Here is a 25,288-nt window from a genome sequence, read left to right on the forward strand (position 1 = left end):
ACCTCGCCATGCGCTACTTCCACGTCGACGCTTTCGCCCAAGCTCCCTTCACCGGCAACCCCGCCGGCGTGTGCCCGCTCGATGCCTTCCCGCCGGCCGAACTCATGCAGCGCATCGCCGCCGAAAACAGCCTGGCCGAAACCGCCTTCATCGTGCCCCGCGCCGGCACCCCGGCCGAATACGACATCCGGTGGTTTACGCCGGCCGTGGAAATCGACTTGTGCGGCCACGCCACGCTGGCCTCGGCGCACGTGCTGTTCACGCACCTGGGCTTCTCCGAAGCGCGGGTCACCTTTCACAGCCAGAGCGGCCCCTTGCGGGTGGCCCGCGAAGCCGATGGCCGCCTCACCCTCGACTTCCCCTCGCGCCCGCCGCAGGAACTGACCAGCCACCCCACCGGCTTGGCCGACGGCCTGCGCGCCACGCCGCTGCACGTGCTGGCCGCCCGCGACCTGCTCGTCGTCTTCAACACCGAAGCCGAAGTGCTGGCCCTCCGCCCCGACTACGCCCGCATTGCCGCGCTGGAGTACGTGGGCGTCATTGCCACCGCGCCCGGCAGCAATGGCATCGATTTCGTGTCGCGCTTTTTCGCACCCCGCGTGGGCGTGCCCGAAGACCCCGTGACGGGTTCAGCGCACAGCACGCTCATTCCCTACTGGGCCCAGAAGCTGGGCAAAACTGAATTGCGCGCCCGCCAGATTTCGCCCCGCGGCGGTGACTTGTGGTGCCGCCTTCGCGGCGATAGAGTCGATATCAGCGGCTACGCGGTGACGTATGCGGCGGGGGAGCTGCTGGTAGAAAACCAGTAGAATTGGCCGTCGGTTGAAGTTTGGACCGTATGGACTTAAGTTATAACGTTTGTGAGGACGACCTGAGCAATGAAGCCAGTTTTACCCCTGATTTTGATAGCCAACAATGCTGTTATTTTGGTGACGGAAGTTGATAATTTACGCACCGCATCGGCTCGGGAATTGCTGAGGAAAGGCCCAATTAACGAGCGATTCTTCGACGCAAGCGGCAGACTGTGGGAGTCGGAAGTTCGTTCCGGTAGTTTCAAGCCTACGCTTTTAAATCGAATTCTGGCCCATACTTTCTACAACCCTACGCTGGAAGTAAGTCGGACTTGGAAACAAGCGGGGCCTTACGCGCTGGAAGAGTTGAAGGCGCTGATGCAGAACTGCATCGACAGAGACGATGACGTGCTAACGCAATGGGTTGACGCAACGTCGTTGAAAGCCAGATTAGAAAAATGCCGACAGTTTTCGGACATTGTTACCATGCTGTCGGCCTACGTATTTGAGCCGGACGAGGAAAAGATATGGCAGGAATTCCCGCTTGACGAATAGCCCATGAGCATGCTGGTAGACGTGAGAAAGTTCGGTCCTGAAACAATGCCGGAAGAGTTAGTCGAAGCTTCCAAAATCACCAAAAAATGGTTGAGGACGACTGACAATTTCGACCAGTATTTAAACGCCCGGACCCATCAACTTCCCAACGACCTGAACGCCACATTGCTGGCCGACTTTTTTGCATTCATTATAGATGAATTGAATTATCAGGAAATCCTCCACCAGTACTCGGCCAAGCTCTCGGAGAATCGAAAAAGCTTTGTGGTATTGCTGGTGGCAGCTGACCGGGATTGGTTGCTCCGGCAAGTGGCCCGACCCGATTTTCTTGCACGTTTCACTGCGTTTTTGGCGGACTTAAATGGGGAGTATTACGACTACCAAAGCGCTGAAATAGAAGAGGCAATTGCCGGCTTTGCGGCAATGCTTCGCCGCGTTGACGCACAGTCGGGGCTGGTGGTACGCATTGGCTAAGCCCTTAGATTACCAGAAGCTTGCAGCCGGCGTGCGCAAAGGAATCACCCCTTCGCCGGCGCCTTCTTCTTCGCCGCGCCCGTGCTCGCCCCCAGCCGCTCGGGGTTCTCGGCCAGGAACTTGCCCCAGCTTTTGCCGCCGCTCACGGTGGTGTTGTTGCCCTTCATGTAGTGGTGGCAGAGGGCCACAGCCAGGGCGTCGGTGGCGTCTAGGAATTTGCTGGCTTCGGCGATGGGCGGCAGCTTCAGGGTCTGGCGCAGCATGTGGGCCACCTGCTCCTTGGTGGCCGAGCCCGAGCCGGTGACGGACTGCTTCACCTTGGTGGGCGCGTACTCTACATAGGGAATCTGGCGGCTGAGGGCGGCGGCAATGGCCACGCCCTGGGCCCGGCCCAACTTCAACATGCTCTGCACGTTGACGCCGAAGAAGGGTGCCTCGATGGCCAGTTCGTCGGGCAGGTACTCGTCGATGAGCTCCAGCATGCGGTCGAAAATCCGCTTTAGCTTTACGGCGTGATTCGACCCCAAGGCCTTCATATTGATAACGTCGTAGCACAGCACGTCGACCCGCTGGCCGCGCACCTCAATCAGGGCGTAGCCCATAATCTGGGTGCCGGGGTCGACGCCCAGAATGATTTTGGGCAGCAAATCGGCGGCGGGAGCGGGGCGGGGACGGGTAGGAGCGGGCATCTCTCACAAAGTTACGCGCCAGGTCAGGCGGTTCCCGCCGGCGCGGCCAATTCGGATTTTTCCCGCCGCACCGCCACGCCCGGCCCGGCTGCGGAGCCCAACCCCAGCCAGCCCCGCAAGGCCCGCAGCTGGAGGCGCCTGGTGTTTTGGGGCAAAATCGGCATCACGCTGCTCACGCTGGGCTTGCTGTATAATTCCATCTTCGCGGCGCCCGACACGGCCGCGGCCTGGCGGCAGCTGCTGGCCACCACGCTCAGCGGGGCCGGGCGCGGCCCGGTGCTGCTGGCCCTGGCGCTGGTGCCCCTCAACTGGGGCCTGGAGGCCTGGAAATGGTACCGCCTGGCCCGGCACCTGGAGCCCGTCACGTTTGGGCGCAGCTTCCGGGCGGTGCTGGTGGGCCTCACGCTGGGCTTCGCCACCCCCAACCGGGTGGGCGACTACGCCGGCCGCATCATCGAGCTCAAAAGCCGCCGCGTGAGTGCGCTGGGGGCCGTTTTTCTGGGGCGCTATTGCCAGCTGGTGGCCACGGTGCTGGCGGGTGTGGCGGGCCTGCTCTACTTTTTGCTGACGTTTTACCTGCGCGGCTACCCGGCGGCGGGGCTGGGCGTGGTGGGGTCGGCGGTGCTGCTGTGCGGGCTGGTGCTGGTGCCGCTCTACCGTTCGCGGCTGCTGCTGGCGGCGCTGGGGCTGTGGCGGCCCTTGCGGCGGTTTCGGCCGGCGCTGGCCATCATGCCCACGTATCCGGCGCGGGCGCTGCACGCGGTGCTGGCCCTTTCGGGACTGCGCTACGGGGTGTTTTGTGCGCAGTTTCTGCTGCTGCTCAGTGCCTACGGGGTGAGCTCGCCGCTGGCGCCGGGGCTGGCAGCGGTGGCGGGTACGTTTTTGCTGAAGTCGCTGGTGCCTTCGCTCAATGCGCTGGCCGACGTGGGCGTGCGCGAGCTGTCGGCCACGCACCTGTTCGGGCTGCTGGGTCAGCCGGCGCTGCCGGTGCTATCGGCCAGCCTGAGCCTGTGGGTCATCAACATTGCCCTGCCCAGCGCGGCCGGCCTGCTGCTGGTGCCGGGCCTGCGAGTGCTGCGCGACAAGCGCGCCGGCCGATGATGGCGGTGGGAATTATGCTGTTGGCGCAGCCGCTGCTCTACGCTGGGCTGATGCTGTGGCTGCGCGGCGGCTGGGACGCGGCGCGTTCCGCTGCGCTTAATGAGGAATCAAAAAGGGAGAAAGAGCAATCGGGTGCGCTTGGTAATTCCTTGTTGAGTTTTTCCGTCATCATTGCCGCCCGCAACGAGGCCGACACGCTGCCCCAATTGTTGCAGGACCTGGCGGCCCAGACGTTGCCTGCTGCACAGTTTGAGGTGCTCATTGCCGACGACCACTCCACCGATGCCACGGCGGCGCTGGTTTCGGCCGCCGCATCAAAATCGAAGTTTCCGCTGCGGCTGATTGCGCTTCCCGCCGGCACAACCGGCAAGAAAGCCGCCCTGCAAGCCGCCCTGCAAGCCGCCCGCGCCCCCTGGCTGGTGTGCACCGACGCCGACTGCCGGCTCGGCCCCGGTTGGCTGGCTGCTTATGCTGCGCTTCTGCAGCGGCATCCGCAGGCCAACTTTGTCAGCGGCCCAGTGCTGCTCACGGGGCCGGACACGCTTTTCGCCCGGCTCATGGGTCTGGAATTTGCCGGGCTGGTGGGCGTGGGCGGTGCCTGCCTGGCCCGCCAGCAGCCCACCATGTGCAACGGCGCCAACCTGGCTTACCGCCGCACGGCCTTCGAGGCCGTGGGCGGTTTTGCCGACAACGCCCACCTGGCCAGCGGCGACGATGAGTTTCTGCTGCACAAAATCCACGTCGCTTTCCCCGACACCGCGCATTTCCTGGCCGATGCCGCGGCCGTGGTGCGCACCGCCGCGCCGCCCACGCTGCGGGCGTTGTTGCGGCAGCGGGTGCGTTGGGCCAGCAAGTGGCGGCACTACCAAAGCCCGGCCTCGCGCCGCCTGGCCGTGCTGGTGCTGGGCGCCAACGTAGCGCTTGCCGCCGGGGTGGGGGCGGGGCTGCGCTGGCCGGAGCTATGGCCGTGGGTGCTGACCGCCTGGGCCCTCAAGCTCGGGGCCGATGCGTGGTTTCTGGCGCCGGTGCTGCGGTTTCTGGGGCGGCACAAGTGGCTGGGGGGCCTACTGCCGCTGCAGCTGCTGTACGCGCCGTATGCGCTGGCTGTAGGCGCCGCCGGCTGGCGCGGCGGCTACCAGTGGAAGGGGCGGGCGGTGAAGTAGTTAGCGGGCGAAGAAATTCGCCCAAAAAAGGGCTTCGCAGGGCTTGGATGGTAAATTTGCCGCATATATATTCCATCTAACCCCCGGTACTCATGCGGTTCAATTCGGTTGGTTTCGCCCTTTCGGTGGGCATGGCGCTGATAGTCGTGCTGATTGGTTTTACGCTGTTGAGCGCGGCCGGGCTGGCCGGGTTTTCGGCGCAGGATGTTGTAGATGAGCGCACTAGCACGGAGATGTATCCAGACGGCGAAGGCCCAATAATGCCCACGCAGGTTGCGGACAAAGCCCCTGACCCGTCTTGGTCCAAAGAGCAAGCGACCAAAATTGCCGCGGGCGACGCCCTTTTCAAAAGCAATTGCGCGCAGTGCCACGCCGTGAACGAGCAGGTGGTTGGCCCGGCCCTGGCCGGCATCACCAAGCGCCGGCCCATTTCCTGGCTGATTCCGTGGGTGAAGAACTCCAGCAAAGTGGTGGCCAGCGGCGACGACTACGCGGTGGCCCTCTTCACCAAGTTCAACAAGCAGCAGATGCCATCCTTCGCGCTTTCCGACCAAGAGGTCAAATCCATCGTGGCATACATAACTTGGCAGCAGGGCGACCCTGTGGTGGCGTTGGCGCAATAAAACCCAGTGCCGCCCGCCCGGCTTACATTTGCCCAAACCTCCGCACGACCAATTCTTCCGTGACTGACCCCGAATTCGACCTGCTCGACGAACTGTACTTCGTCACCCCGTTCCGCACGCTGCTCCAGAAAACCGGCCTGCCGCCGCAGGAGCTCGAAAACCAGCTGCGCAGCCTGCTGGAGCAGGGCCTAGTGCGCAGCTACTGGCCCGACCCCGACACCGAGCTGGCCTACGAAACCACTTCGTTCGGCGCCATTGCCCGCGACGCCTCCTACCTGGCCTCGAAGGAAGGACTGCTGCAGCACAACACCCGCTAACCATGGCCAAAACGGCAGTTTCGCCTGCTCCGGCACCCAGCGCGGCCGCCGTGGCCCGGCCGCCGGGCTACTACGTGCGCCAGCGCCTGTGGCAAAACCGGCCCGCCGTGGCCGGGCTGGCCTTCATTGCGCTGTGCACGCTGGTGGCGCTACTGGGCTACTGGATATTGCCCGACAACTCCCCCAACGCCAGCCACGGCTTCGTGCAGATTCAGAAGGAGCGGCCGGGCCTGCGGGTGCAGCTGCTGCGCCAGCCCTTGCCCGACTCGGCCCGCAACAGCACGGGCGCCGACAACATCTTCGCCACCTGGCTGCACGGCCGCGAGCCCGACCAGCTGGAAACGCCCATTGGCGGCTACGAATTTTCCGGCGATTCCATCATCCTCAAGCCCTTGGGCCAGCATTCGGCCGAGGCCGGGCGCTGGCGCCGGCTGGCGTTGTCGGCCGTGACGGGCCACACCGGTCCCCGCGCCGCACTGCAGCAGGAAATCCGGGAGCAGCACGTCGTGACGCGCAGCTACGTGCTAGGCACCGACAAAGCCGGGCGCGACGAGCTGAGCCGGCTGCTGCTGGGCACGCGCATCTCGCTGGGCATCGGGCTGGTGGCGGTGCTCATTTCGCTGGCGCTGGGCATGGCGGTGGGGGCGGTGGCCGGCTATTTTGGGGGCTGGGTCGATTCGCTGTTGCTGGGGCTGATGACGGTGGTGTGGAGCATTCCGGGCATCATGCTGGTCATCGCCATTTCCCTGGCCCTCGACAGCAAAGGCGTGTGGGTCAGCTTCGTGGCCGTGGGCCTCACCATGTGGGTCGACGTGGCCCGCGTGGTGCGCGGCCAGATGTTGAGCCTGCGTTCGGCCACCTTCGTGGAGGCCGGCCGCGTGCTGGGGCTGCCCACGTGGCGGCTCATTGCCCAGCACCTGCTGCCCAACATGCGTGGGCCGCTCATCGTGTTGGCCACCAGCAACTTTGCGGCGGCTATTTTGCTCGAAGCCGGCCTGAGTTTCCTGGGCTTGGGCGTGCAGCCGCCGGCGCCCAGCTGGGGCCTCATGGTGAAGGAGGGCTACGACCTGCTGGGCACCGAAGCCGGCCTGTGGCTCACGCTGCTGCCGGGCACGGCCATTTCGCTGCTGGTGCTCAGCTTCAACCTGCTCGGCAACGGCCTGCGCGACGCCTACGACCCCAAAACGCCCGTGGCTGCTTAAGTTTGTAGCCCCGTTCGCTTTTCATGTGCGTTTCACACGGGGTGCTTACCTTGCTGTATGGCTTCCGCCCCTCTTTCTTCTGCTGAGCCCCTGGCCGATGCGTTGAGCACCCAGGTCGCCATGCGCGACGACCAAATCAAGCAGTTGCGCCGACAGCTGCTGCTCAAGCAGTTCGAGCTGGATACGGTGCTCGGCGTGGCCCACGACATGACCGCTCGCGACCACACCGTCGACGAGCTCTACCACATGCTGCGCCTCACCCTGCAGGGCCAGCGCAACGTGGTGCAGCTGCTGCTGTTTGCCCGCGAAGAGCACGGCTTCCAGGTGCGCGTGGCCCTGGGCTGCGACCTCGCCGACGCCGAAAAGCTGGCGATGACCCAGCACCTGATTGACGGCGGCGTGACCCAGCCCCAGGCCGTGGAAGACCTGCACCTCGGCGAAGCCTGGGACCGGTACGAGCTAGTGATTCCGGTGCTGCGCCAGAAACAGGTGGCGGCCTACGTGTTTGTGGGCGGCCTGCGCGACAACGAGGTGCGCCAGCAGCTCATTCCGTTCCTCGGCTCGCTGGCCAACACCCTGATTGGGGCCGTGGAAAACCGCCGCCTGCAGGCCCAGCGCGTGGCCGATGCCGCCGTGCGCAAAGAAATAGAAATTGCCCAGGAAGTGCAGGCCATGCTGTTTCCGCGCAGCCTGCCCAACGATGCGCACCTGGCCATAGAGCGCAGCTACGTGCCCCACACCGAAATCGGCGGCGACTACTACGACGTGGTCGAAATCGATGCCCACCGCCTGCTGCTGTGCGTGGCCGACGTGAGCGGCAAGGGCGTACCGGCGTCGCTGCTGATGTCGAACTTCCAGGCGGGGCTGCGCACGCTGCTGCGCCAGGGCGTGGAGCTGGCCACCATTGTGCCCGAGCTCAACCATTTGCTGTTCCGCAACTCCGGCGGCGAGAAGTTTATTACGGCCTTCCTGGGCATCTACGACCGCCGCACCCGCCGCCTGCAATACGTGAACGCCGGCCACAACGACCCGCTGCTGCTACTCGACAACGGCGCCGTGCAAACCCTCAAGCACGGCACGGTCATGCTCGGCATCATGGAAGAGCTGCCGCTGCTGCGCGTGGGCGAGGTCGAAATTCCGCCGCACTCGCTGCTGTTGCTCTATACCGACGGCCTCACCGAAGTGTTTGACGCGCACAGCAATGAGTTTGGCGAAGACGGCGTGCTGGACGTGCTGCAGCGCAACCGCTACCTGCCGCTGCCCAAGCTGCACCAGGAACTGCTGCGCAGCATCAACGCATTCAGCGCCCACGACGCGCAGTTTGCCGACGACGTGACCATTCTGAGCTGCCGGTTTAAGTAGCGCGCAATGCCGGGCGAAATACAAATACGTCTGTCATCCTGAGCGCAGCGAAGGACCTTCTCACGTCTGAACGACTTGTTCTGGCTTGAGAAGGTCCTTCGCTGCGCTCAGGATGACAGACGTCTTGTTTACTTACTCCTTATTCCTCATCCAGCATAGCGCCTCGTTCCAGCCAGCTTTCGCAGCGGATGAGCAGGGCCATGCAGATGAAAAACACCGGCCCAATCTTGTCGACCTCCACCAGCTCATTGAGCGTGAGGTGAAACACGATGACCACCAGCGACATGGCCGCTGCCAGCACCACGCGCCGCACCGCCGGCTGCTGCCCCGAGCGGTGATACAACCGCTCGGCTTTGAGCAGCGCCGTGGCAATGAAGATGACGAACAGCAGGAAGCCGGGAATGCCCTGCTCGGCCAGCTGCAGCAGGAAATAATTGTGGGTGGTTGATTTTTCGGGGTTGTCGCTCACGTAGGTGCGGAAGCTTTTCACCGTGTAGCGCTTGTATTCGGGGTAGAAGGTAGCGGCGCCGCTGCCCACCAGGGGCTTTTCGGCAATCATGCGGGCGGCGGCCACCCAGCGGTACACCCGCTCCATGCCCGACACGTCCTGCAGCTTGTAGGTGGCTTCGAGGTGCTTCTCGAAGTTCTTGCCGTTGAAGATGGTGCGCTCGTAGTTGGGCGCAAATTCCATGTAGTTGTCGCCGCTGGCAATGTGGGCCACGCTGATGGCCGTGGCCAACCCCACCAACACCAGCACCACCCGCGTGAGGCGCAGGCGCATCACCGCGAAATACAGCCCCGCAATGGGCAGCGACAGGATGGACGCCCGCGTGTAGGACGTGAGCAGGCCAAACAGCAGGATGCCCAGCGCCACGCGCCAGGTCAGGCGCGGGCCCGCCTTGGTGGCGGCGCGCTGCGCAAACCAGCAAAACGGAATCAGCAGCGCCAGCATGGTGGCGTAGATGACGTGGTTGCGGAAGAACGGGTGCAGCGCCCAGTTGATGTCGGCGAAGCTGAAGCCTTTGGTGGCGTGGCGGCTCACCACGTAGAGCACGCTCAGGCAGGCCCCGGCGGCATAAAAGCCGGCGAAGCGCCAGGCATCGGCCGGGCGGCGCACTATCAGCAGCGTGCCCAGCAGAAAGGGGGTGAGGTACCACACTTTGGCCAGCAGGTACTTAATAGATTTGACCGAGTCAACCGAGAAAAAGCTGTCGACCGCTGTCCACAGCAGCATCAGGGCCAAGATGACAACCAGCGCATTGAGCCACTCGTGGCGCGGAATCAGGCCGTTGCCGGCCCCCAGCAGCAGGCTCGCGCCTACGCAGCCCGTGAGGGCCAGCATCAGGGGCTCGGAAGGCACGTCCATGCTCAGCCCGCCAAACAGGCCGATTTCTTGAGAGAAGGGCAGCAGGAAAAACAGCAGGTAATAAATCCAGCGCCATTCCACCAGCGCCACCAGCAGGGCCACGGCCAGCACGGCTGGTAGCAGCAGTGCCGGCATGCTCAGCAGGGCCGCCCCGGCCCCGCCCAGCAGCAGCAGGCCGATAAAGGCCATGAAGAGCAGCTGCGGGCCGTCGTAGGACTGGCGCAGGCGGCTCAGCAGGTCGGGGAACGAGGGGGTCACGCCGGGCGGGCGGCGCTGGGCCGGTTGCGGCGGTAGAGCTCGAGCAGGGCAATGAACATCACCGACAGCACGAACGTGAGCACCACCGAGCCCACCACAATCAGCCAGCGCACGGGCTTGATTTTCTTGGTGGCCGGGTAGGCCTTCTGCACCACGTAGATGCTGGAAAGGTGGCCCCGCAAGCTCAGCTCGGCCGTTTCGTAGGCCGAGCGGGCGGCGATGAGGCGGGTTTGCAGGTCGGTTACGCGCGTCGTGAACATGCTCAGCGAGTCGGTGCCGCGCACGTAGCTTTCGAGGTTGATGAGGTTGCCGCCGTCGGCGCGGGTGAGGCCGCGCAGGGCGCGCCGCAGGCCGGCCACGTCGCCGCCGCCGCCCTCGGCCTTCCGCAGCGCCGACTCGGTTTCGATGAGCTGCTTGGCCAAGTAGCGGCCCTGCATTTCGAGGCCGAAGATGCCGTAGCGGTTGCGGGCACCCACCAACTCGCGGCGACTGCGCTCGAAGCTGGTGCTCAGGTAGTCGTAGCGCTGGCGGTAGAGGTCGACCACCTTGCGGCGATTTTCCAGCGTGAGCTGCTGGTTCACCGAGTCGATGGCCTCCACCAAGGCATTGGCGACTTGCGCGGCCAGCTTTTTGTCCTTGTCCATGAAGGTGAGCTCGATGGCGTCGCGCTCGTTGTGCACGATGGACAGGTTGTCGGAGAACTCCTTCAGTACGAAGTTGTCGGTCTTGTCGTCGCCGGGCGCGCCGGCCTCGTAGTGCCGGTAGAGGTCAAACTTCTTGATGATGAGCTCGGCCACCGGCTGCGACTCGCCGATGGTGATGACGCGGTCCAGGTCTTCGGCCCGGCCGCTGAGTTCCAGCTTGTTGCGCAGCTGGGCGTTTTCTTCCAGCAGGCGGTCGGGGTCGGCCGTCTGGGGGTTGGTGGGGATGAAAATGGCGGTGGAACGGTACACGTTGGGCAGCAGCAGCGCCACCACAATGCTCACGACGGCGGCCAGCGCCACGGCCCCGGCCACGAGGTATTTCCAGCGGTTGATAATGGGCCCGAGGCCCACCAGCGAGAAAGAAGGTGCAGACATACAGAAAAGAAGGGTGCCTACGTCCGTTCTTTAAAATGGGGTGGAAGAAGCGGGAGGGCGGCAGGCAAAGATAGCCGGAAAACGGCCCCGCCCGCCACGCCGTGCGGCCAGCCCGATGCGGTGCGTAGCTTTGCACACCCGGCCCCCGGCGTCGGCCATCCTTTCCTGTTCCTTAGCTACCTCGTCGGCATCAAACGGTTTTTTGGCAATATCAGCTTCGTCGTCCTGCTCAACCTGCTGGTGAAACCCGGCTGGGTGGTGGTCGAAAACCTGGTGCAGGACCGGCTCGGGCACGCCACGTTCGGGCTGGTCACGGCCCTCTCGGCCCTCACGCTGGTAGTGGCCGCCCTTTCCGACCTTGGCCTCACGCCCTACGCCGTGCAGCGCGTGGCCGCCGAGCCCCGCTTCATGGCCGAAACCTTTCCCACGCTGCTGCCCCTGCGCGGCGCCCTCAACTTTGTGGCACTGGCGGCCATGCTGGTGGTGGGGTGGGTGCTGGGCTACCGCGGCTACGAGCTGCTGCTGCTCGGCGCCGTGGGCGCGGCGCTGCTGCTGGCCCAGTACGGGCAGTTTTTGCGCGGCACGCTGCAGGCCCACCAGAAGTTCAACACCGACGCCGTGCTTTCGGTGCTGGAAAAGTTTGTGCTGCTGGGCGCCGTGCTGGTGCTGCTGCCCCTGGGCCTCACGCTGCCGCGCTACGTGGGCGCCCGGCTGGGCGCGGCCGCCTTCACGGTGGTGCTCACTTACGGGCTGATGACGCGCCTGTTTGGCCGCGTGAAGTACCGCTGGCAGGGGCCCGTGGCCCGCACGGCTTTGCGCGCCAGCCTGCCTTTCGCCCTCATGACGCTGCTGTACGGCGTGAACGAGCGCATCGACATGGTGATGCTCGAACGCCTGGCCTCGCCCACCGAGGCGGGCTACTACGCCGGCGCCTACCGCTGGGTCGACGCCGTGATGATGTACGCCTGGACGGTGCTGCCGCTGTTCTTTGCCAAGTTTGCCAGCGTGCCCAACGATGCCGGGGCCCAGCGCCAGCTGCTAATGTTCGGGCAGCGCATCGTGACCTTGCCTATGCTGTTCATTGTGGCTTTCATCCTGTTTCGGGGCGAGGTGGTGTTCTGGCAATTCACGCACAGCACCCCGGCCGAGGTGGCCCGCATGACCTTGTGCCTGAAAATCCTGTTTGTTAACGTGCTGGTGCACGCCTTCTTTGCCATCTACAGCACCCTGCTCACCAGCACCACCCACGAGCGGGCCGTGAGCTGGCTGGTGGCCCTGAGCATTTTCCTCAATATTGGCCTGAACCTGTTTTTGCTGCCCCACTACGGCGCCGTAGCCGCCTCGCTCGACACGCTGCTGTGCGCCGTGGCCGTGTCGGTGGGCTACCTGGTGCTGGTGGCACGGCGCACGGGCGTGGGCGTGCCGTTTCGGCTGCTGGCGCGGCTGCTGCTGGCCTTCGGGTTGCTGTGCGGGGCGTGGTACGGCCTGCAATACGGCTTGTACCTGCGCTGGTGGGTGGAGGCCGGCATCATGGCCGCGGTGTTTGGGCTCATTGTGCTAGGCACGGGCCTGGTGCAGCGCAAGGAGATTAGGGAGTTAATGCCGAAACGGTAGGAGGCCAGCGGAACAAACGGTTATGCAGAGCGCAGCGAAGCATCTCGCTTGGGTTAAGTAATTTGTTAAAGCACGCGAGATGCTTCGCTGCGCTCTGCAAGACGTTCAATCAAATGCCCACTTCGCCGCTTCACGTCGCCGTCAACACCCGTTTCCTGCTGCCGGGCGCCCACCTGGAAGGCATCGGGCGCTTCAGCTACGAGACGCTGAGCCGGCTGGTGGCGCAGCACCCGGAAGTCACGTTTCACTTCCTGTTCGACCGGGCGTTTGACCAGCGCTACCTGTTTGGGCCCAACGTGGTGCCGCACGTGCTGCGGCCGCCGGCCCGGCACCCGTTTCTCTTCGTGGCATGGTTCGAGGGCGCGGTGGCGCTGTGGCTGGCCCGGCACCGCCCGGCCGCGTTCCTGAGCCCGGACGGGTTCACCACGCTGGCTACCGGGGTGCCGCGCGTCACCGTAATGCACGACCTGGCCTTCGAGCACTTTCCGCTCGATGTGGGCCTGCTGCAGCGCAAGTACTACCACTTTTTCATGCCGCGCTTTGCCCGCGCCTCGCAGCAGCTGGTGGCCGTGTCGGAAGCCACCAAGGCCGACCTCGTGCAGACCTACAGCCTTCGGCCCGAGAAAATCAGCGTGGCCTACAACGCCCCGGCCGAGCTGTTCCGGCCCCAGCCGGAAGAGGCGCAGCGCGATATCCGGCGCCGGTTCAGCCACGGGCAGCCGTACTTTCTGTTTGTGGGCGCTCTGCAGCCGCGCAAGAACCTGGGCAACCTGCTGCGAGCCTTCGACCTGTTCAAAAGCCAGCCCGGCACCGAAGAGGCCCAGCTGCTCATTGTGGGGCGCAAGGCCTGGAAAGCCGGGCCCATCCTGGAAGCCTACCAGCAGATGCGGCACCAGGCGGCGGTGCACTTCACGGGCCGCGTGGCCGATGCCGAGCTGGCCGGCCTGTACGCAGCGGCGCGGGCCACGGTGTACGTGCCCTATTTCGAAGGCTTCGGCATCCCCATCGTGGAGGCGCAGGCCAGCGGCTGCCCGGTGCTCACCTCCAACCTCAGCTCGATGCCCGAAGTGGCCGGGCCGGGCGGCGCCGAACTCGTGGACCCGCACGCGCCGGAAAGCATTGCGGCCGGGCTGGCCCGCCTGTGGCACGACGCCGGCCTGCGCCAGCAGCTGGTGGCCCAAGGCCGGCAGAACCTGAGCCGTTTCTCGTGGAGCCGTAGCGCCACCGTGCTCTGGGATGCCACCTTGCGCGCCATCGGCGGGAAATAGTGAAGGATTGGTAATCAGAGCGGCCCGCGCTTAAAATTTCCTTGGCTTTCCGGCCGGTTGGTTGACAGGGGCGCGTCTCCGCGCGTTACTTTTGCAGTCCCTTATGGCGCGTCTGCATTCCTACAACTTCACCCACGTGCTGCTGCCGCAGCTGGCCTGGCGGCGCCCGGGCTCGGTGCGCTCGGAGCTAAGCGACCCGTTTTTGGCCCGCGAGCTGCTGCACTACGTGTGGGACAAAGCCGCCGAAAGCCTGCCCGCCGCCGACAAAGTGGCGCCCCGCGGCCTGCGCCTGAGCTGGCACGAGGTGGCCGGCCGCGCCACGGCCTTGTTTCACCTGCCGCCGCCCCAGGCCACCATGGAGGCCTACTACTCGGCGCTGGTGTACGAAGAAGACGAGCCCGCCGAATCGGAAGCCGACGAGCTGCGCCCCCGCTATTTTACCCTCGAAGCCACGCTGGGCCTGAGCGGCCCGGCCGGCGCGCCCACCGTGGTGAGCGAGTGGGCCGGCGAGGTGCACCGCCAGCTGGGGCGCGGCCCAGCCGCCGGGCAGCCCGGTACGGCCGAGGCTTTTCTGGCGGTGTTGGCGGCGGTGCTGGGGCCCTTGCCCGACACGGAGGTGCCCTTTATGCACATTGTGCGCTCCTGATGAAGGTGGGGTCCCGGCTCGAAGCGGCGCTGCTCACGCGGCCTCCCCAGCTGCTGCACGCCCTCTTTCCCGGCTGCGAGTGGACCGGCCCGCCCGCCACGCCCGCCGGCGCCCCGGCCCTCTACCTTACCTTCGACGACGGACCCATTCCCGAAGAAACGCCCTGGGTGCTGGAGCAGCTGGCTGAGTACCAGGCAAAGGCAGCGTTTTTCTGCGTGGGCGAAAACCTGGGCCGCTACCCCGACATTGCCCGCGCCGCCCTGGCCGCTGGCCACCGCCTCGGCAACCACACCCACCGGCACCGCAGCGCCTGGAGCCTGTCGCGGGCCAATTACCTGGGCGAAGTGGCCGAGTGCCAGGCCACCATTCAGGCGCTGACAGCTGAGCAGGGCGGAGCCGCCGAGAACGCACCCATGCCCTTGTTCCGGCCGCCCTATGGCCGGCTCACGCGGCCCTTGCTGCCGGTGCTGCAGCAAGAGTATCGGGTCATCATGTGGTCGGTGCTCACCCGTGACTACGACCCCGCCCTCAGCCCCGAAGACTGCCTGCGCTACACGCTGGCCGCCGTGCGGCCCGGCGATGTGCTGGTGTTTCACGACAGCCGCAAGGCCAGTGCGCGGCTGCGCTTTGTGCTACCGCGCGTGCTGGCGCACTTTGCCGAGCGGGGATATCAACTGCTGGCGCCGTGAGTGGCTGGCTGCTGGGTTTTCTGGGGCTGTGGCTGCTGGGGATGGGTTTCGCCGCCTGGCAGTTTGCCACCCGGCGCGGCGCGGCGCCGGCTGTACCGCTCCCCACGCCGCTGCCGCGCGTGAGCGTGCTCATAGCCGCGCGCGACGAGGAAGCGGCCCTGCCCCGCTGCCTGGCCAGCTTGCGCGCCCTCAGCTACCCGCCCGAGCTGCTGGAAGTGCTGGTGGGCGACGACGCCAGCACCGACCGCACCGCCGCCGTAGCCGAGGCAGCCATGTTGGGCTTCCGGGGCACGTTCCGCGTCATTCCGATTGCCGAAAACCTGGGCCAGGCGCGGGGCAAAGCCAACGTGCTGGCCCACCTGGCCCGGCACGCAACTACTGATTTTTTCTTCATCACCGACGCTGATATTCACCTGCCAACCAACTGGATTGAGGCGCTGCTGGGCCACGCGGCGCCGGGCGTGGGCACCGTCACGGGCATCACGGCGGTGCGGGGGCCGCGGCTGTTTCACCAGTTGCAAGGCATCGACTGGCTGCTGTCGCTGAGCCTGGTGCAGGTGGTGAGCGAGCAGGGCCGCCCCGTGACGGCCATGGGCAACAACATGCTCGTGACGCGCGCCGCTTACCAGGCCGTTGGCGGCTACCAGGCCCTGCCGTTTTCCGTGACGGAAGACTACGCTCTGTTTCGGGCGGTGGTGGCGCGGGGCTTTGGCTTCCGGCACGTATTTAGCGCCGCGGCGCGGGCCGATTCGCTGCCCATGCCGGACTGGGCGGGCTTGCTGCGGCAGCGCCGCCGCTGGCTGCGCGGCGTGGAGGCCCTGCCGCTGCGGCTGCGGCTGGAGCTGTTGTTTTTCAGCGGGTTTTGGCCGGCGCTGGCGGGGCTGGCGTGGGCGGCCGGGCCGGCGCCGGCGCTGGGGGTGTGGGGTGCAAAAATGCTGGTGCAGGGCGTGCTGGCCGCCGCGGCGCATCGCCGGGCGGGCTTGCGGCTGCGCTGGTGGCTGCTGCCGCTGTTTGAATTTTACACGCTGGCGCTCACGTTCAGTCTGGTTGGGTACCGGCTACTGGGCAGCGCCGTGGTCTGGAAGGGGCGGCGGTATACCTGAGCCGTCTGTCATCCTGAGCGCAGCGAAGGACCTTCTCACGATTGGATGGTTTCTATCGTGAGAAGGTCCTTCGCTGCGCTCAGGATGACAGACGTTGGCTAGCCCTTTCCACTCGTAACTCTTACATCATAACTCCAAAAGAATGCACCTCACCGATTCGCACGCTCACCTCTACTCCGAACAGTTCAAGCCCGACCGCCTCGACGCCCTGCGCCGGGCCCAGGACGCGGGCGTGCGCACCATCGTGATGCCCAACGTGGACCACAGCAGCATCGACGCCATGCTGGAGCTGGAGGCGCAGGCCCCCGAAACCTGCTTCGCCATGATGGGCCTGCACCCGTGCTCGGTGACGCGCGACTTTGAGCGCGACCTGTACGAGGTGGAAACCTGGCTCGGCCGCCGGCCCTTTGCCGCCGTAGGCGAGTGCGGCCTCGATTTGTATTGGGACAAAACCCTGCTGGCCGAGCAGCAGGCCGCGCTAAAAATTCAGCTGGAGCTGGCCAAGAAGCACCGCTTGCCCATCGTGCTGCACACCCGCGAGGCCTTCGCCGAAACCGCTGCACTGGTAGAAGCCGCCCAGGACGGCACCCTGCGCGGGGTGTTCCACTGCTTTTCGGGCACGGCGGCGGAGGCCGAGCAGGCCATCGGGCTGGGGTTCAAGCTGGGCATTGGCGGCGTGGCCACGTTCAAAAACGGCGGGGCCGACCAGTTTCTGCCGGGCATCGACCTGCAGCACCTGCTGCTTGAAACCGACTGCCCTTACCTGGCGCCCGTGCCGCACCGCGGCAAGCGCAACGAGCCCGCCTACCTGCCCCTGGTGCTGCGCCGCGTGGCCACCCTGCTGGGCCGCCCCGAAGCCGAAGTGGCCGAAGCCACCACCCGCAACGCGGCCGAGCTGTTCAATCTGTAAGAGCTGATTGACGTAACGGGTGGGAAGGCCGTCATGCTGAGCTTGTCGAAGCATCTCTACCGCGAGAGTAACTGATTTACTTGGGCGGTAGAGATGCTTCGACAAGCTCAGCATGACGGGCTGTGGCTTACTGAGGACTGAGGATTACGCCCGGGCCACGTCTTTTTCGAGGCGGTGGAGCAGGGTTTCGATGTGGTCGGCGTAGGTGTTGATTTGGTCGAGGCCGGCGCGCGACTCTTCAATCTGGCCGCGGCTGTAGCGGGCGGCCAGGTCCTGGCCGGTTTGCAGCATCTGCTGGAGCACGCGCTCGATTTCGCGCACGTCGGGGTTGGCCCCCACGGCGGGCTTCACGGTGGACTGGAGCCACTGGCCCAGGGGGTTGTCGCGCAGCGAAAACAGCTCGGGCTCGGCTTCGCGCACCCCGTAGAGCACCGAGCGCAGCCGCGACTTAAACAACACCTGCTTCACGCGGGCTTGCTGAAAGTCGAAAGAGGAGAGGGCCATGCGGGGGAGGGGTAAGCGAAAAAAGAAGAATGAACGGGGTGGGCGTAACCTGAAGTGGGGCACGCCCCGCGCGCTTAGTTGCCGGGGGCGTCGTTGAGGCGTTCCAACGCCTGGCGGGCCAGCACGAAATCGGTCACTTCAAAGGCAAAGACCATGATGCCGGCGGGCTGGTTGTTTTCGCGGAACTGCTGGTAGATGAAATTGAAGTAGGAGTCGCGCAGCTCCTTGCTGGCGTCGCGCTCCAGCTGCAGCTTCAGCTCGTTGCCGAAGTAAGTTTCGCCGGTGCGGTACACGTTGTCGAGCAGGTCGATGATGCCTTGCTCGCGCACCTCGGGCAGCACTTCTTCCACACTGTGGCCCACCAGCTCGCGGTGCGGAAACAACTCCTGATAGCGGGGATTCACGAACTCGTAGCGGTGTTCGGGCCCGCGCAGGATGCAAATCATGGCCGGCGCCTGCATGAACAGGTTGTGGTAGGTTTCGCGCTGGTTTTCGGCCTTGCGGTACAGCTCGTGGGCCTGCTCGGAAAGGAGGCCCTGCTGCTCGTTGGCCTGCAGCAGCTCCTGCACCATCTGGCGCTGCTCGTGGATGTCGGTGGCGCCGCCCACCCACATGCTGATGGTGCCGGCCGCGTCGCGGCGGGGCGTGGCGCGCACCAAAATCCAGCGGTACTGGCCGTCGTGGCGGCGCAGGCGGTATTCCACTTGGTAAAGCTCACCGCTCTCCACGGAGCGCTGCCAGGTGCTGAGCACGCGGCTGCGGTCGTCGGGGTGGATGCTGTCGACCCATTGCACGCCGATTTGCTTTTCCAGGGGGTGGCCCGTGAAGGCCAGCCAGCGCGAATTGAAGTAGTCGCGCTGCCCTTCGGCGGTGGCGGTCCAGATGAGCACGGGCAGGTTTTCGAGCACGAAGCGGGTGCGGTCCTGCTCCTCGGCCAGCGCGGCCTGGGCCTTGGCGGCTTCCTGCGCGGCGCGGAGCTGCTCGGTCACGTTCTGGGTGCGCTGCAGGATGTACTGCAGCCGGCCCTGCTCGTCGAGCAGGGGGTAGTGCGTGGCCTGCCAGTACATCTCCTCGAAGCCGCCGCCCTGCTCGGCCGGTTTGGCCAGGTCGTAGCGAATGACGGGCATGGCGTGGGGCTCCAGGTGCTGGCGCACGTGCTCGTGCGAGGCGGCGATGATGTCGCCCTGGTTCTGGTCGACGGAAGGGTAGGCGTCGAACAGGGTGCGCCCTACCGCTTCCTCCCGCGATTTCAGCGACGCGGCCACGTGGCTGTCGGTGTTGTCCAGAATGGTCGCGTCGGGCGCCATGAGCAGGAAGTTGTCCGGCAGGGAACGGAACAAGCGCTGATAATCAACGGGCGTATCGGAAGCAGTCATCGGAACGGATAGGAGCAGCCTTGGAGCAAAAGTGAGCCGGCAGAAATGTGTCTTACATGAACGGCCGCAAAACGTACGTAAAGCTACCGTCGCCGGGCTGAATGCGCGTAATACGGCCCCGGTTTTTTGCGCGCGCACGCGCCAGGCCCGGCGGCCGGCGTCAGGCGGCGCGGTGCTCCAGCACGTAGCCCACGCCGTTGAGCGTATGGATGAGCTTGGGCGAGAAGTGCTTGTCGATTTTGCTGCGCAGGTAGCTTACGTACACGTCCACCATGTTGGTGCCGGTGTCGAAGGCCAAGTCCCAGACTTTGCCCACGATTTCGGCCCGCGTGAGGGCGCGGCCCTGGTTGCTCATGAAGTATTCGAGCAGGGCCAGCTCGCGCACCGTGAGGTCGATGCGCTTTTCGCCGCGCTTCACCACTTTGCTGTGGCTGTGCAGCTCCAGGTCGGCCACTTTCAGCACCCGCTCGGCGGGCGTGGCGCCGAAGCGGCGGTGCAACGCCCGCAGGCGCGCCGCCAGCTCCCCCACTTCGACGGGCTGCACGAGGTAGTCGTCGGCGCCGGCCGCGAAGCCCCGCAGCTTGTGGTGGGTGGCGGCCATGGTGGTGAGCAGGAGCAGGGGCAGCTTTTCGTATTCGCGCCGGAGGAGGGCGCACAGCTCGAAGCCGGCCATCTCGGGCGGGCGCACGCCCAGAATGACGGCCCCGTAGCGGGCCGTGGCCAGCAGGTGCTGCGCGGCGGCGGCATCGGGGGCCACGGCGGCGTGCATGCCGTAGGCTTCGAGGCCGCTCCGCAGATGGGCAACCGCCTCGGGCTCTTCTTCTACAATCAATACTTTCATGCCGGGGGAAGCAAATGGCGTGGTTCTGAAAGGCCGCGGCCGCGGAAATGCCGGGCCGGCAGGGCAGGGGGAGCGGGCGCGCCGGCCCGGAAAGCGGCCCCGGGCACCCGCCGCGTCCGGCGGCCGCGCCCGACGGCCAGCTTGCTCGGGCAAAGGTAGAAGGGCGGTTTACGGCCGGGATTAAAGCCGAATTATAAGTTTATTATAAGCCCATTAAAGGGATGTTAAAGCTTTTTAAGGCGCGACCGGCCGCCACGCCCCCAACCCGCCGCCCCGACGGTTCGGCGCCCGTATTCGACGCTTCGGCAACAGGAACTTGAGCGGGGCGGGGCCATCCGGCACCTTTGGCCCAGTACTTACCCGCTGGCCCCATGAAACCTTCGCTACTCCCGCTGCTGCTGCTGCTGAGCGCCGCCGCCCACGCCCAAACCGCGCCCGCCCAGCATTCACCCAGCCACCCAGCCGCCCATTCACCCATCGAGAAGGGCACCCGCCTCCACGGCACCGTGCGCGACGCCGCCGGCCAGCCCCTGCCGGGCGTGAACGTGTTCGTGAAAACCACTTTCGACGGAGCCAGCACCGACTCGCTGGGCCGCTTCGACTTCCGCACCGACCGCGCCGCCGGGCCGGCCGTGCTCGTGGTGAGCTTCATCGGCTACGTGCCGCAGGAGCTGCTGGTGAGCCTTGGCGAAGGCCCCATCGCGCTGCCCAATATTAAAATGAAAGCCAACCCCGCCGCCCTCGGCGACGTGGTGGTGACGGCCGGCGCCTTCGAGGCCAGCGACACCAAGCGCGGCACCCTGCTCAAGCCCCTCGACATCGTGACCACGGCTGGCGCGCTCGGCGACGTGGCCGGTGCCCTCAACGCCTTGCCCGGCACCACGCGAGTGGGCGAGGACGGCAAGCTGTTCGTGCGCGGCGGGGCCGCATCGGAAACCAAGTACTACATCGACGGCCTGCCCGTGCAGACGCCCTACGGCGGCGCGGTGCCCAACGTGGCGGCGCGGGGCCGGTTTTCGCCCTTCTTGTTCAAAGGGCTGGTGTTCAGCACGGGCGGCTACTCGGCCGAATACGGGCAGGCCCTGAGCGCCGTGGTGGTGCAGAACTCGACCGATTTGGCCCCGGAAACGCAGAGCAGCGTGTCGCTGATGTCGGTGGGCGGCAGCCTGGGGCGCACCCGGCGCTGGGAGCGTACCTCCGTGGCCGTGAGCGCCGACTACACCAACCTCGCGCCCTACTACAACCTCGTGCCCCAGAACCTGGGCTGGGACCGCGCCCCGCTGGCCCTGGGCGGCTCCCTCAAAGTGGCCCACAAAGTAGGGGAGGCCGGCATGCTGAAGCTCTACAGCACCTACAGCCGCCAGCGCCTGGCCCTGCGCCAGCCCGACGCCAGCCCCGAATACGCCGCCGCCGGCCACCCCGTGGCCCTGGCCAACGACAACGCCTACCTCAACGCCACCTACCGTTCCCCGCTGCATCGCGGCTGGAGCCTGAACACCGGCCTGGCCCTGACCGTGGACGACAACCGCATCCGCCCCGACGTGCAGTCGGTGCGCGACCTCGACCAGTCGGCCGTGGCCCGGCTCGTGCTCACCAACGACTCGGCCAGCACCTGGTTCAACCTCAAGCTGGGCGTCGAAGGCTACGCCCAGCGCTACCGCCAGCAGTACCAGCCCACCGCCGAGGCCCCCACGCTGGCCCTGGCCGTGGATGAGCAGCGCGGCAGCGGCTTCGCCGAAAGCGAGATGGTGCTGAGCCACCGCCTGGCCGCCCGCGTGGGGGCCCGCGCCGAGTATTCGGCCCTGCTGCGCCAGTTCAACGCCGCGCCGCGCCTGGGGCTGGCCTACAAAACCGGCAAGCACAGCCAGCTCTCGGCCGCCTGGGGCACCTTCTACCAGACGCCCACCACCGACCTGCTGCGCGTGAGCCAGGCCCTGAACTTCGAGCGGGCCGAGCACTACAGCCTGCTCTACGAGCGCACCGTGCAGGACCGCACCCTGCGCGTGGAAGGATACCAGAAAAACTACCGCCAGCTCGTGACCTACGACCGCGCCAACGTCTTCAACCCCGCCGGCTACCAGAACGCCGGCAGCGGCTACGCCCGCGGCCTCGACCTGCTGTTCCGGGACCGCGGCACCTTCAAAATGGCCGATTACTGGGTGAGCTACGGCCTGCTCGACACCCGCCGCCAGTACCGGGCCGACCCGGTGGCCGCCATCCCCACCTTCGCCGCCCGGCACAACCTGAGCGTGGTGGGCAAGTACTACGTGGCCAAAATGCACACCCAGTTCGGCTTCACCTACAGCTACGGCAGCGGCCGCCGCTACTTCGACCCCAACCGCGCCGGCTACAACCAGGCCACCCTGCCCGCCTACCAGGACCTGAGCCTGAACGTGAGCTACCTCACCCACTGGTTCAAGCAGTTCACCATCGTCTACGTGTCGGCCAGCAACGTGCTGAACCGCCAGAACATCTACGGCTACACCTTCGCCGGCACGCCCGATGCCGGCGGCCAGTTCCGCAGCGCGGCCGTGCTGCCGCCCGCGCCGCGCATGCTGTTCGTGGGCGTGTTCATCTCCATCAATAAGACCAGTAAGGTGGACCTGAACGAGCGGCCGGATTGATGGCAACTGATGGCGTGGGCCTGCGGCCCGTGCCGGCTACGTAGCGGGCCTCCAGGCCCGCACCGTTGAACGATTCAAGCACAAATGGTACATGCGTCGCAGGCTTAGAAGCCTTCCAGATAGCGAATACAGGCCGCAGGCCCATACCATCTGAGAGCAAAGCGAAGGCATAGCTTACTTTCTAAAAATTCAAAAAATAAGCTGCGCCATCCAAAGTCCGCCTGTTCGGCACAAAGGGGTAGTGAAAGTAGGGGGCGGCCGTAAGGTTCGCCCCCTACTTTCGTTACTTTGTCATTACCACATCTACCCAATGTTTATGGCCAAGAAATACCAGGTTTTCATTAGCTCTACCTTCGACGACCTGAAAGAGCACCGCGACGCAGTGGTGAAGGCAGTGCTCCAACTCGGTCACTTGCCCGTGGGCATGGAAATGTTCAACGCCGGCGACCAAACGCAGTGGGAAACCATCAAAAGCTACATCGATAGCTCGGATTATTACCTGGTCGTGCTGGCCCACCGCTACGGCTCCATCGACCCCGGGAGTGGCCTCAGCTACACCGAGCAGGAATATGATTATGCCGGTGAGCAGGGCATTCCCCGCCTGGGCTTTGTCATTGATAAGGACGCGCCGTGGCCCGCCAACCACGTAGAAGCAAAAGCCAAAAAGAAGCTCGACGCTTTCAAAAGCAAGGTTGGCAAGGCCCGGGTTATCAAATTCTGGGATACGATTGATAAGCTGGCGTATCACATTTCACTTTCGCTCAGCAACGAAACTGCCATTAATCCGCGCACAGGCTGGGTGCGGGCAACTGAAGCGGCCAGTCCGCAGGTAGCGGAGGAATTGGCGCGGTTGAGTAGTAAAAACAGAGAATTAAATGCTCTATTAGAAGAAATCCAACAGACCAGTCAAGGCATTTCTCTGCAAGAAATATTGCGTAATACCATTTGGACATCCGAAAAGGACGAGTCCATGCGCTTTAGTTTGGAAAGATTATTCCTTGCAGTATGTCGTGCACAACCAAGTCCAACAACAGGAGATGTATCTGCCATATTAAATATTGAAAAGTACGAGCGTGAATTTTTTTATGAATTAGTCGATGACGGGCTAAAGGAATTACATCGTTTAGCACTGCTAAATAGAGTTGAAATAAAACCTAAAGAGGACGCAGGCATGGGAATTTCTTTTGCAAGAGCTTTTGCTAAGAAAGTGTGGAATTTGACGATTAAGGGTTCAGAGATTTATGCTATTATACAGTACGGCCCGTTATAATGATTGCTGACTATGTGATGGTTTTAAGTGCTGGCTGACAGCTTATATTATTTCCCCAGTTGAGCTTCTTAACCTGAATTCTGTCTCCTGTATAGTGGAATTAGCACTATTTCTTCATACCACCTTAAACGACAATAACCTGCTATATCTGCTCCCATGCACCAAAACAAGCGCATCCGCTACGAGCGCCACGACTACGAAATCTTCTGGACTACGCAGTACGCCCGGCACGTTTGCGCCAATTATCACGTCGACAGCCGCCACGACCTGCACCACGAAGACATTGCCCAATTGCTGGAACACTATGACGCCGTACACGACGAACAGCACGACCGGTACACCTTTCTGAACTGTACCAACCGGCGCGGCCGCGTGTACGAGATTCATGTATATTTGGAAAAGGGCGGCCGGAACCGTCCCGGGCGCTGTGTCGTTGTCACGGCGTACCGCTCCAACAAGCAGCAATACTTGGCTTTGGCCACTGCCGCCCAACGCGCCCGATGAAAAAGCCCGAAATTCCACCGATGCATCTTGTCTCGCCTGCTAAGGGCCAGCAGTTCGGCCACCCGGTCAAAGCGGTGGTGCAGCAGCCGGTTCCGGCTGGGGCAGTTAGTAGCGGCCCTGGTATTCCGTCGGTGCCACCGGCGGCGTTTGCCGGCGCGGCTGGACCTTACGTTGACCCCTACTTATTTGAAACCGGCTATTATGCCAGCCAGGCCGAATACAACGAGTTGCAGCGCACGGCTGCCTCACGTATCCGGCTGCGGGCTGATGCAGAAAATGCCCATCCCAAGCGCCGCCCCCGGTAGTTCAACTCAGCTGTGCTTATTGCCCCGGGTGCTTCGGCAACCAGGGCTTTTTTATGGTGTGAAAATAGACGTAGCTTATTTTTGAAATAACGAAAAATAAGCTACACTCGCTCATGCCCCGGAAATCTATTTCATCCAATACCCTAATGCAGGCTGTGCGCCGCTATTTCGGCTTGGAGCAGCAGGAATTGGCCACCTATCTCGGCGTGACGCGTGCCCATGTTGCACATGTAGAGGCCGGCCGTCGTACCCTGTCCAGCGCCCTGCTGCTGCGCCTTACTCCCTTGGCCCGGCACCTGCCAGCCGAATCCGAAAATGCGCCAGCCCTGACCGAAACCCTGCCGTCCTCCGCGCCAGCCCCAGACGCCCAAGAACTGGAGTGGCGGCAGCACCAGTGCCGGCACCGGGCGGGGCGCCTACGCCGCGAGTTGGTCGCCCTACACCAGCGGGCTATTCACGCCGAGCGCTGGGCCGCGGCCCATCCCGAAGGGCCCGCCCATGCCGCTACCCTCACTCCCGCCGACGTGGCCCGATACCACCTGCTGCGCCTGCAGGCCGAAGCCCTCGAAACCGAAGCCGCCGCGCTGGCCAGCCTGTTGGAACCCGCCCGCAACTCACAATTCAGTGCTGGCGCTGATGCGGGCACGTAAGCAG

26 protein-coding genes are annotated in these 25,288 nt (G+C 64.6%); 20 read left to right on the top strand and 6 right to left on the bottom strand.

Annotated elements, in window-relative coordinates; translation table 11 throughout:
• Positions 1-8 precede the first annotated feature (8 nt).
• The 3 genes from MUN81_RS08345 (at position 9) to MUN81_RS08355 (ending at position 1,820) form a co-directional block, all read left to right on the top strand.
• Positions 9-809 (top strand): PhzF family phenazine biosynthesis protein, encoded by an 801-nt coding sequence (locus MUN81_RS08345; RefSeq protein WP_245116764.1) that lies wholly within the window; start codon positions 9-11, stop codon positions 807-809.
• A gap of 93 nt (positions 810-902) precedes the next feature.
• Positions 903-1,346, top strand: a complete 444-nt coding sequence (locus tag MUN81_RS08350) for a hypothetical protein (RefSeq protein ID WP_245116766.1) — start codon at positions 903-905, stop codon at positions 1,344-1,346.
• Positions 1,347-1,349: 3 nt separating this feature from the next.
• Complete coding sequence (locus tag MUN81_RS08355) at positions 1,350-1,820, top strand: hypothetical protein (RefSeq protein ID WP_245116768.1); 471 nt, start codon at positions 1,350-1,352, stop codon at positions 1,818-1,820.
• 44 nt (positions 1,821-1,864) lie between these two features.
• On the opposite strand, the gene ruvC is transcribed toward MUN81_RS08355, so the two are convergent.
• Complete coding sequence (ruvC, locus tag MUN81_RS08360; protein ID WP_280638271.1) at positions 1,865-2,509, bottom strand: crossover junction endodeoxyribonuclease RuvC; 645 nt, start codon at positions 2,507-2,509, stop codon at positions 1,865-1,867.
• 141 nt (positions 2,510-2,650) lie between these two features.
• On the opposite strand from ruvC, the gene MUN81_RS08365 reads away from it, so the two are divergent.
• From MUN81_RS08365 to MUN81_RS08390, 6 genes are all read left to right on the top strand, one after another.
• A complete protein-coding gene (locus MUN81_RS08365; protein WP_245116770.1) occupies positions 2,651-3,610 on the top strand; it encodes a lysylphosphatidylglycerol synthase domain-containing protein in 960 nt (319 codons plus the stop codon).
• A 149-nt stretch (positions 3,611-3,759) separates the two neighbouring features.
• Entirely contained in the window at positions 3,760-4,773 is a 1,014-nt protein-coding gene (locus MUN81_RS08370; protein ID WP_245116772.1) for a glycosyltransferase, read from the top strand.
• 92 nt (positions 4,774-4,865) lie between these two features.
• Entirely contained in the window at positions 4,866-5,396 is a 531-nt protein-coding gene (locus tag MUN81_RS08375) for a cytochrome c (protein WP_245116774.1), read from the top strand.
• Positions 5,397-5,455: 59 nt separating this feature from the next.
• A complete protein-coding gene (locus tag MUN81_RS08380; RefSeq protein ID WP_245116776.1) occupies positions 5,456-5,713 on the top strand; it encodes a hypothetical protein in 258 nt (85 codons plus the stop codon).
• 2 nt (positions 5,714-5,715) lie between these two features.
• A complete protein-coding gene (locus MUN81_RS08385) occupies positions 5,716-6,915 on the top strand; it encodes an ABC transporter permease (protein ID WP_245116778.1) in 1,200 nt (399 codons plus the stop codon).
• A 57-nt stretch (positions 6,916-6,972) separates the two neighbouring features.
• Positions 6,973-8,277: a PP2C family protein-serine/threonine phosphatase gene (locus tag MUN81_RS08390; RefSeq protein WP_245116780.1), complete on the top strand. Its 1,305-nt coding sequence runs from the start codon at positions 6,973-6,975 to the stop codon at positions 8,275-8,277.
• Positions 8,278-8,416: 139 nt separating this feature from the next.
• Here the strand turns inward: MUN81_RS08390 and MUN81_RS08395 are convergent, their stop codons facing one another.
• Positions 8,417-9,901, bottom strand: a complete 1,485-nt coding sequence (locus MUN81_RS08395; RefSeq protein ID WP_245116782.1) for an O-antigen ligase family protein — start codon at positions 9,899-9,901, stop codon at positions 8,417-8,419.
• A complete protein-coding gene (locus MUN81_RS08400) occupies positions 9,898-10,980 on the bottom strand; it encodes a hypothetical protein (RefSeq protein ID WP_245116784.1) in 1,083 nt (360 codons plus the stop codon). Before MUN81_RS08400 ends, MUN81_RS08395 begins: the two co-directional genes overlap by 4 nt.
• Before the next feature lie 120 nt (positions 10,981-11,100).
• On the opposite strand from MUN81_RS08400, the gene MUN81_RS08405 reads away from it, so the two are divergent.
• From MUN81_RS08405 to MUN81_RS08430, 6 genes are all read left to right on the top strand, one after another.
• Positions 11,101-12,594, top strand: a complete 1,494-nt coding sequence (locus MUN81_RS08405; protein WP_245116786.1) for an oligosaccharide flippase family protein — start codon at positions 11,101-11,103, stop codon at positions 12,592-12,594.
• 113 nt (positions 12,595-12,707) lie between these two features.
• Positions 12,708-13,862 (top strand): glycosyltransferase family 1 protein, encoded by a 1,155-nt coding sequence (locus tag MUN81_RS08410; RefSeq protein WP_245116788.1) that lies wholly within the window; start codon positions 12,708-12,710, stop codon positions 13,860-13,862.
• Between the two features lie 103 nt (positions 13,863-13,965).
• Positions 13,966-14,508 carry a hypothetical protein gene (locus tag MUN81_RS08415; RefSeq protein ID WP_245116790.1) on the top strand — a complete coding sequence of 181 codons (543 nt, stop codon included), beginning with the start codon at positions 13,966-13,968 and terminating at the stop codon, positions 14,506-14,508.
• Complete coding sequence (locus tag MUN81_RS08420) at positions 14,508-15,197, top strand: polysaccharide deacetylase family protein (RefSeq protein ID WP_245116792.1); 690 nt, start codon at positions 14,508-14,510, stop codon at positions 15,195-15,197. Before MUN81_RS08415 ends, MUN81_RS08420 begins: the two co-directional genes overlap by 1 nt.
• Positions 15,194-16,300, top strand: a complete 1,107-nt coding sequence (locus tag MUN81_RS08425) for a glycosyltransferase (protein ID WP_245116794.1) — start codon at positions 15,194-15,196, stop codon at positions 16,298-16,300. The genes MUN81_RS08420 and MUN81_RS08425 overlap by 4 nt, the downstream gene beginning before the upstream one ends.
• Before the next feature lie 142 nt (positions 16,301-16,442).
• On the top strand, positions 16,443-17,210 hold the full coding sequence (locus MUN81_RS08430; RefSeq protein ID WP_245116796.1) for a TatD family hydrolase: 768 nt from the start codon (positions 16,443-16,445) through the stop codon (positions 17,208-17,210).
• A 144-nt stretch (positions 17,211-17,354) separates the two neighbouring features.
• Here the strand turns inward: MUN81_RS08430 and MUN81_RS08435 are convergent, their stop codons facing one another.
• The 3 genes from MUN81_RS08435 to MUN81_RS08445 all read right to left on the bottom strand — a co-directional run bounded on the left by MUN81_RS08435 (position 17,355) and on the right by MUN81_RS08445 (position 19,931).
• Positions 17,355-17,714: a hypothetical protein gene (locus MUN81_RS08435; protein WP_245116798.1), complete on the bottom strand. Its 360-nt coding sequence runs from the start codon at positions 17,712-17,714 to the stop codon at positions 17,355-17,357.
• Between the two features lie 74 nt (positions 17,715-17,788).
• Complete coding sequence (locus tag MUN81_RS08440) at positions 17,789-19,090, bottom strand: PAS domain-containing protein (RefSeq protein ID WP_245116800.1); 1,302 nt, start codon at positions 19,088-19,090, stop codon at positions 17,789-17,791.
• A 160-nt stretch (positions 19,091-19,250) separates the two neighbouring features.
• The gene (locus tag MUN81_RS08445) at positions 19,251-19,931 is read right to left on the bottom strand and encodes a winged helix-turn-helix domain-containing protein (RefSeq protein ID WP_245116802.1); all 681 of its coding nucleotides are present in this window, start codon (positions 19,929-19,931) and stop codon (positions 19,251-19,253) included.
• 371 nt (positions 19,932-20,302) lie between these two features.
• Between MUN81_RS08445 and MUN81_RS08450 the strand changes: the two genes are divergently transcribed.
• From MUN81_RS08450 to MUN81_RS08470, 5 genes are all read left to right on the top strand, one after another.
• Positions 20,303-22,555: a TonB-dependent receptor gene (locus tag MUN81_RS08450; RefSeq protein WP_245116804.1), complete on the top strand. Its 2,253-nt coding sequence runs from the start codon at positions 20,303-20,305 to the stop codon at positions 22,553-22,555.
• A 316-nt stretch (positions 22,556-22,871) separates the two neighbouring features.
• Positions 22,872-23,825, top strand: coding sequence for a DUF4062 domain-containing protein (locus MUN81_RS08455; RefSeq protein ID WP_245116806.1), 954 nt, complete (start codon positions 22,872-22,874; stop codon positions 23,823-23,825).
• Positions 23,826-23,981: 156 nt separating this feature from the next.
• Positions 23,982-24,329, top strand: a complete 348-nt coding sequence (locus MUN81_RS08460; protein WP_245116808.1) for a hypothetical protein — start codon at positions 23,982-23,984, stop codon at positions 24,327-24,329.
• Complete coding sequence (locus MUN81_RS08465) at positions 24,326-24,634, top strand: hypothetical protein (RefSeq protein ID WP_245116810.1); 309 nt, start codon at positions 24,326-24,328, stop codon at positions 24,632-24,634. The genes MUN81_RS08460 and MUN81_RS08465 overlap by 4 nt, the downstream gene beginning before the upstream one ends.
• Before the next feature lie 113 nt (positions 24,635-24,747).
• Positions 24,748-25,284, top strand: coding sequence for a helix-turn-helix transcriptional regulator (locus tag MUN81_RS08470; protein WP_245116812.1), 537 nt, complete (start codon positions 24,748-24,750; stop codon positions 25,282-25,284).
• Positions 25,285-25,288 lie beyond the last annotated feature (4 nt).

Origin of the sequence: Hymenobacter sp. 5317J-9, from assembly GCF_022921075.1 — a bacterium.
Lineage (GTDB): Bacteria > Bacteroidota > Bacteroidia > Cytophagales > Hymenobacteraceae > Hymenobacter.

Excerpts from the sequence above, each read along its gene's own strand:
- MUN81_RS08345 (WP_245116764.1), top strand. The coding sequence starts at position 9 with ATGCGCTACTTCCACGTCGACGCTTTCGCCCAAGCTCCCTTCACCGGC.
- MUN81_RS08355 (WP_245116768.1), top strand. The coding sequence starts at position 1,350 with ATGAGCATGCTGGTAGACGTGAGAAAGTTCGGTCCTGAAACAATGCCG.
- ruvC (WP_280638271.1), bottom strand. The coding sequence starts at position 2,509 with ATGCCCGCTCCTACCCGTCCCCGCCCCGCTCCCGCCGCCGATTTGCTG.
- MUN81_RS08375 (WP_245116774.1), top strand. The coding sequence starts at position 4,866 with ATGCGGTTCAATTCGGTTGGTTTCGCCCTTTCGGTGGGCATGGCGCTG.
- MUN81_RS08385 (WP_245116778.1), top strand. The coding sequence starts at position 5,716 with ATGGCCAAAACGGCAGTTTCGCCTGCTCCGGCACCCAGCGCGGCCGCC.
- MUN81_RS08390 (WP_245116780.1), top strand. The coding sequence starts at position 6,973 with ATGGCTTCCGCCCCTCTTTCTTCTGCTGAGCCCCTGGCCGATGCGTTG.
- MUN81_RS08400 (WP_245116784.1), bottom strand. The coding sequence starts at position 10,980 with ATGTCTGCACCTTCTTTCTCGCTGGTGGGCCTCGGGCCCATTATCAAC.
- MUN81_RS08410 (WP_245116788.1), top strand. The coding sequence starts at position 12,708 with ATGCCCACTTCGCCGCTTCACGTCGCCGTCAACACCCGTTTCCTGCTG.
- MUN81_RS08415 (WP_245116790.1), top strand. The coding sequence starts at position 13,966 with ATGGCGCGTCTGCATTCCTACAACTTCACCCACGTGCTGCTGCCGCAG.
- MUN81_RS08420 (WP_245116792.1), top strand. The coding sequence starts at position 14,508 with ATGAAGGTGGGGTCCCGGCTCGAAGCGGCGCTGCTCACGCGGCCTCCC.
- MUN81_RS08430 (WP_245116796.1), top strand. The coding sequence starts at position 16,443 with ATGCACCTCACCGATTCGCACGCTCACCTCTACTCCGAACAGTTCAAG.
- MUN81_RS08435 (WP_245116798.1), bottom strand. The coding sequence starts at position 17,714 with ATGGCCCTCTCCTCTTTCGACTTTCAGCAAGCCCGCGTGAAGCAGGTG.
- MUN81_RS08440 (WP_245116800.1), bottom strand. The coding sequence starts at position 19,090 with ATGACTGCTTCCGATACGCCCGTTGATTATCAGCGCTTGTTCCGTTCC.
- MUN81_RS08445 (WP_245116802.1), bottom strand. The coding sequence starts at position 19,931 with ATGAAAGTATTGATTGTAGAAGAAGAGCCCGAGGCGGTTGCCCATCTG.
- MUN81_RS08450 (WP_245116804.1), top strand. The coding sequence starts at position 20,303 with ATGAAACCTTCGCTACTCCCGCTGCTGCTGCTGCTGAGCGCCGCCGCC.
- MUN81_RS08455 (WP_245116806.1), top strand. The coding sequence starts at position 22,872 with ATGGCCAAGAAATACCAGGTTTTCATTAGCTCTACCTTCGACGACCTG.
- MUN81_RS08460 (WP_245116808.1), top strand. The coding sequence starts at position 23,982 with ATGCACCAAAACAAGCGCATCCGCTACGAGCGCCACGACTACGAAATC.
- MUN81_RS08465 (WP_245116810.1), top strand. The coding sequence starts at position 24,326 with ATGAAAAAGCCCGAAATTCCACCGATGCATCTTGTCTCGCCTGCTAAG.
- MUN81_RS08470 (WP_245116812.1), top strand. The coding sequence starts at position 24,748 with ATGCCCCGGAAATCTATTTCATCCAATACCCTAATGCAGGCTGTGCGC.